This is a genomic window from Streptomyces sp. NPDC005070 (assembly GCF_053600395.1).
Genome location: NZ_JBSFZS010000239.1, coordinates 1 through 6,025, shown reverse-complemented (window position 1 = coordinate 6,025; position 6,025 = coordinate 1). Strand labels below are relative to the sequence as shown.

The window sequence follows — 6,025 nt, the reverse complement described above, 5'->3', positions numbered from 1 at the left end:
TCACGACGCTATTCCGATCTGCCGCCGAGGCCGACACGGACGCCGAGCCGACCAGAGCGCCGGCCGCGATGGCCGCGGCCGCCACGCGCCGAGCAGTGACAGACGTGGAAACGGACATGAATGCTCCTCAAGGTTCGAGAGCCGGCACACCCCGTGCGGGCGCCCCTTTCGGGGAACCCGCACGGTGCGACCCTGTGCGAGTCCCGGCCCGGTGGCCGAGGAGTCCTAACTTGCTGCACATCCACGCCCAAGACGGGCGACACCCGACCGCTGTTACCAATTACGGACATATCAGTTACAGGCGTCTGTATATGGCCTTTAACTACGGAAAGCTGAAAAATGATGGATCGCCATCCTCAACTCCCTTACCCACACAACATCTAGGGCGTATCGGGTCATGTCGAGCGTCAGCACACGGCACCAGCACGTCACCCGAAAGTGAGTAACACCCTTCCGGTCCGAGCCCGGCAGAGACCGGCGTGTCGCACCGGCGGCAAAAGCCGTGGCGGGGCGGGGCGCGCGCTGCCTAGCCTGTGGACATGCCTCACGCCAAGACGTCGTACGTGTGCCTGCCCTGCCGGGCGTCGTACAAGCAGCCGTACGACGGGGACCGGCCCCGGCGGATCTGTCCCCGCTGCGCCGGGGCGCTGATCCACGTGGGGTCGGCCTTCGCCGCGCCCAGGCGCCGGGACACCGCGGCCTGGAGGACGCTCTCCGTCCTGCTCCACGCGGGTGTCGGCTTCCACAAGTGCTGCTGCGGCGGGCCCGGTTACCGCCCCCGGACGCTGCGCGAAGTCCGTGAACGCATGGCGTACGCGCGACGTACCGGCGAGCCGTTCGCCAGGTCGCTCGTACGCCCCGACGTTCCCTGACGGACCGTCTGCTCAGTCCTCCAGGCGGACCGGCATCAGCATGGAGAACGTGTACTCGTCGTCGGGCCGTCGGATCGCGATGGGCGCGGTGGGGGCGCCGATCTCCAGGGTCAGCTCATCGCGGGCCCCGGCGGCGAGCGCGTGCAGCAGGTACTCACGGTTGACGGCGACCTGGTTCTGGTCGCCCCACCGGTCGTCGCCGATGCTCACCGTTCCGTCACCGCTCACCTTCAGCAGGGTGAGGTCGGCGGCCGTCTCGCCCGGCCCGCTCACCTCGCTGGCGATGACGGGACCGGTCTCCACCGCCTCCCGGAAGGACCCGGCGTCGACCGGGACCCTGCGGCCGTCAGGTGCCTGGACGAGACGGCGATAGTCGGGGAAGTCGTGGTCGAGGCAGCGGCCGGCCGTCTGTCCGTCTCCGCTCTCCAGCGTCACGCGGTCACCGTCGACGGCGAGCCGCACCGGCTCCTCGCCGCTCAGCAGGGCCCGCATCGCGTCCACCAGCGGGCTCGGAACGACGACCTGCACGCGCGTGTCGGCGTGCCCGCCGGTGGCCGCCCGCGCGACGGCCATCCGGTAGCGGTCCGTCGCCACGACGTCGAGCGTCTCGCCCTCGATGTCGAACAGGACACCGGCGAGCATGGGCAGTTCCGGGTCCCGGCCGGCGGCGAAGCGGACCGCGTCGAGCGCGCCGGCGAGTTCCGGCGCGGGGACGGACAGACGGACGACGGCGGTACGGGGCGATGTCATGGGTTTCTCCCTGCTGTCGAGTAGTGCTCGGAGCGTGGAGAACGCGTCGCGGGCATCGGACAGACCCGCCTCGAGCCGGCGCAGATGTGCCTGAAGGAGCGTGCGCACCAGGTCGGTGTCCGCGCCGGACCAGCCAGCGAGCACCAGACGGATGTCCGCGAGCGGCATGGCGGCCCGGCGCAGCCGGGCCAGCAGCCGTGCCTCCTCCAGTTGCTCCGGGCCGTACCAGCGGTAGCCGCTCACCGGGTCCACCCAGGCGGGGACCAGCACACCGCCACGGTCGTAGAACCGCAGGGCGCTGACACTCAGTCCGCTGTCCCGGGCCATCTCGCCAATGCTGCGCATCTCGCTCTCCACACCCGGAACCCTGTGCCCTCGACCATGTCGAGGGTCAACCCCGGTCCCGCTCGGGCGACTCGCCTCGACTCGACTCGGCCCGCGTCGGCCCGCGTCAGGCCGGACAGTCGGCCAGATTTCCCGCCGTACCCCAACGGATCATCAGATAGCCGACGTCGTCCCGCTCCGCCACGGCGTAACGGGAGTACGGCCACGCGTCGCCCGCGCCGTCCCGCTGCCGCACCAGAGCCCGGCACGCCTCGCCCGCCGCCATGTCGGCCCAGGTCGCGGCCTGCCGCTGGTTCCACGACCCGTAGTCCGACCACACGTACATGGCCGAGTCCCCCGGGTCGAAGCCCATCTTGAGCTCCGTGTTGCCGAGCACGCGATCCGTGCCGAGCGCCGTGCGCATCCCGTTGGTCCGCTCGATGATCCTCCGGGTGGCGCGGTCCGCGACGCTGATCTCGGCGCTGTCGGTACTGGGAATCATGGCCTGGCCGAGGCCCTGTTCGTCCGGCTCCCAGGCCGGCCCGATGCCGGCGGGGCTCAGATCGTCGTCGTCGGCCGACGTGCACCGCGCGTCGGCGAGGAAGTCGTCGTCCCAGGTAACCAGCGGGTCGTGGCCCGGCGATTCCTTCACCATGACGAAGGCGTGGTACGGCAGATCGGGGTGCAGCCCCAGAACGACGTCCCGCAGCGTCCGGCACATCAGACCGGCGACCTCCGTCTCCGCGTACATCGTTCCCGGTTCGTCGGAGGTGAGCCGGTACGAGAGATAGACCTCTCCGCGCGAGGCGTGGAACCTCACGGTTCTAGGGGCGAGGTCGATGGCGTCGCCGAGTCGCTGGACGAGAACTCCCTGGTCGCGCAGGACGGCACGGGCCACGTCGTGTTCGCCCTCGCCGCGCGCCGACCGCGCTTCGGCCCAGCTCTCCGCACTCGCCGGGCGGCCGCTCGTGGACCGCTCACGCCGTTCCGCCGTACTCGCCTTCGTCTTCGCGTCCGTGTTCAGGATCGTTCCGGACGGCTGCGGGATCGCGACCGGAGCGGAAGCGGGAGCGGAGGAGGCGGGGGTGGAGGCGAGGGGACCGGAGGAGGCGGGAACGGAGGCGGTGTTCGAGGTTCCGTGACGGTCGCCCTCAGGCTTGCCGGGCATGAGGGCCACCACTCCGCCCGCCATACCCCCGATGACCGCCGCCGCGACGACGAGCATGCCCGCCCACGGCTTTCGTCCGCGCCTCGCGGGCCGCGGCCATGCCGGATCGTCCACGGGAGGCATGTCCCAGACCGCGGCGATCATGTCCTCCGCCCGGGTGAACAACGTGTCGGCGCGCATCGCCTGGATGAGCTGCGCGGCCAGGAGCTCGAAGCACTCCTCGGCGGCGTCGGCGGCCTGGGGACGGTCCCCCGGCTCCTTGGCCAGTGCCCCTCGCACGATCTCGCGCAGGGGCAGGGGGACGCCGTCCAGGTCGGGTTCGCCCGACGTCACGCGGAACGCCACCGCGTCGGACGCGCCCGTCCCGAAAGGTGACTTGCCGGTGGCCGCGTACGCCACGAGCGCGCCCCAGGCGAACACGTCGCTCTCGGGCCCCGCGTCTCCCGTCCGGTACTGCTCGGGGCTGATCCAGCCCGGGGTGCCGGTCGTGGCTCCCGGACGGGTGGCCCGGGTGTCGTCGTCGGCGTGCGCGATGCCGAAGTCCAGGACGCGGGGTCCGGAGGGGGTGAGGATGACGTTCTGCGGTTTCACGTCACGATGCACCACGCCGGCCGCGTGGACGGCGGCCAACGCCTGCGCGGTGGCGGCCGCGAAGGCGTACAGACTGGGTCCGGTGACCCGTCCTTGGGCGAACACCTGCTGGTTCAGTGTCGGCCCGGCGACGTATTCGGTGGCGAGCCACGGGGTGACGGCGTTCGCGTCGGCGGAGAGCAGCGGGACCAGGTACGGGCCGGTGACACGGGAGGACATTTCCACCTCGCGCCTGAAACGGGCCCTGAAATGCGGGTCTTGGGCCTGCGAGGGGTGAATCACCTTCACCGCCACGCGCGTTCCGTCGGAAGCCACTCCGGCATGGACGGTACCCATGCCTCCGGCACCGAGACGACCGACGATCCGGTACGGACCTATTCGGGAGGGATCGCCGGCCTGAGCCGGCTGGACTCTTCCGGAGGATCCGGATTCGCTCACTGATGGTTCCTTCGTGCGGGACTGAACGGTCGAGCAGGTGAAGAGACTAAAGGGCGAAGAGGCGACGGATGGTCGGGGGCGGTCCCGGGTCCCGGCAGATGGCCCCGACATGCCTTCCGGGTGACTTCCCGTCCGGATGTTATGCGCTCCCCCGCGTCCTGGGTAGAGAAACCCCTGATCAGACGGCGGACCGTCACGTGCCGGGTGACGAGACGCTTGCGGACCGTGTCGCGGACGCGGCCCCCAACAGGCCGCCTCCCGACCCGGATCCGTTCAACTGGCTTACCAGGAAGCCCTGTTGTGGGTGCGCCGGGCTCCGGAGCGAGCCGGCGGGCACGGTGGAACCGTCGGGCCGAAGGGAGCCGGGCCCACGTCGGAGCGGAGGCGTGGCCCGGGCGTGCCCCCGGTGCCGTCCCGGTCGACAATGGGCGTACGGCGGGGACGGGCCCGGGGAGGCGCCGGGGAAGGAACGTCCATGCCGAAGCGGCCCCTCTCCCCCGGTCGCGTACGGGCCGCGCGGCAGTCCGCGCGGGTCACGGTCGCGTCCGCCGCGGGCTTCTACGGGGCGCTCTACGTACTGGACCAACCGGTCGTCGCCGTCTACGCCCTCTTCGCGCCGATCGCGCTCGGCGTCCTCTCCCCGATCCCGGGCGGCGGCCGGGCCCGGGCGCGGACCATCCTGTTCGCGCTGCCGGCGGCCGTGGCGCTGACGGCCCTCGGCACCACTCTCGCCGTGACGACCGCGTCCGCCGTCGCGGGGATGCTGGTGATCGGCTTCGCCATCTCGTTCATCTCCGCGTACGGACCCGCCGCGGCGGGTGTGGTCCCGGGGCTGCTGCTCTTCTACGTACTGGCGTGCTTCCCGCCGTACGAGCCGGACACCCTGCCCCAGCGCCTCGGCGGCCTGCTGGCCGGTGTCGTCCTGCTGGTCCTGTGCGAACTGCTGCTCCTGCCCGCCCCATCCGTTCGGCCGTACCGCGCGCGGATCGCCGCCGCCCTGGATCTCGCGGCCGCCTCGGCACTCGCGTTCGCCCAGGGGCACCGGCACGCTCCCGAGCGGGCCCGGCGCCTGCGCGAGGAAGGGCTGGGGCTGCGTCTGTCACAGGCGCCACCGGCCTCGCGTCCGACGGGGGCGGGCCGCACCGACCGCGGACTCGCGCAGGCCGGATCCGCGACACGGCGGGTACTGGACCAGCTCGCCCGGATGGCCGAGCGGCCGGACTCCGCGACGGCCGCCGATCCGCCCTCCGAGGAGTTGCTGCGCGGTGTCGCGGACGGCTGCGCCGCGACGGCGGGCGCCCTGCGGGGCGTACGTGCCGTACCGGCGCCCGAGTTTCTGGAGGAAATGATCGCCGACTTCGTCGCCGTCCGCGGACAACCGTCCGGTACCGGGTTCGCCACGGACGCCAGAGCCCCGCAGCGGCTGCTGGAATTCCGCTCAGGTCTGCTGGTCGCGGCAGACTCCGCCCTGACCGCGCAGGCAGCGGTGGCCGTGGCGATCGGCGGGCGCCGCGACTCGGCGGGACTGCCGCCCGAACAGTTCTGGTACGCGAGGCCCTCCACGGCGCGGCTTCTGGTGCTGCGTCTGACCGGCAACCTCACGCTGCGTTCGGTCCTGTTCCAGAACGCCGTACGCACCGCCGTGGGCCTCGGCGTGGCCCGGGTCGTGGCCGGGGCGCTGGACCTCTCGCACGGTTTCTGGGTGCTGCTGGCCGTGCTGACACTGGGGCGCACCACCGCGGGAGCGACCTGGTCCACGGTGCGCTCGGCGGCGGTCGGCACGCTGGTGGGCGCGCTGGTCGCCGGAGTGCTGATGCCCGGGTCCGTCTCGCCGACGGCCGCCCCGCCGTGGTGTACGCCGTCGAGTGGGGCGAGGGCGGCC

The 6,025-nt window shown here is 72.0% G+C and carries 4 protein-coding genes; 2 read left to right on the top strand and 2 right to left on the bottom strand.

Annotation, left to right across the window (positions count from 1 at the left end; all coding sequences use genetic code 11):
- The first annotated feature begins 539 nt into the window (after positions 1-539).
- Entirely contained in the window at positions 540-872 is a 333-nt protein-coding gene (locus ACWEBX_RS36585; RefSeq protein WP_451889059.1) for a deoxyxylulose-5-phosphate synthase, read from the top strand.
- Between the two features lie 12 nt (positions 873-884).
- Here the strand turns inward: ACWEBX_RS36585 and ACWEBX_RS36580 are convergent, their stop codons facing one another.
- Both ACWEBX_RS36580 and ACWEBX_RS36575 read right to left on the bottom strand, forming a co-directional pair.
- Positions 885-1,967, bottom strand: a complete 1,083-nt coding sequence (locus tag ACWEBX_RS36580; protein ID WP_451889058.1) for a DNA polymerase III subunit beta family protein — start codon at positions 1,965-1,967, stop codon at positions 885-887.
- Positions 1,968-2,073: 106 nt separating this feature from the next.
- The gene (locus tag ACWEBX_RS36575; protein ID WP_451889057.1) at positions 2,074-4,143 is read right to left on the bottom strand and encodes a serine/threonine protein kinase; all 2,070 of its coding nucleotides are present in this window, start codon (positions 4,141-4,143) and stop codon (positions 2,074-2,076) included.
- A 475-nt stretch (positions 4,144-4,618) separates the two neighbouring features.
- On the opposite strand from ACWEBX_RS36575, the gene ACWEBX_RS36570 reads away from it, so the two are divergent.
- Positions 4,619-6,025 (top strand): FUSC family protein (locus ACWEBX_RS36570; RefSeq protein ID WP_451889056.1); only part of this gene is annotated, 1,407 nt, incomplete at its 3' end.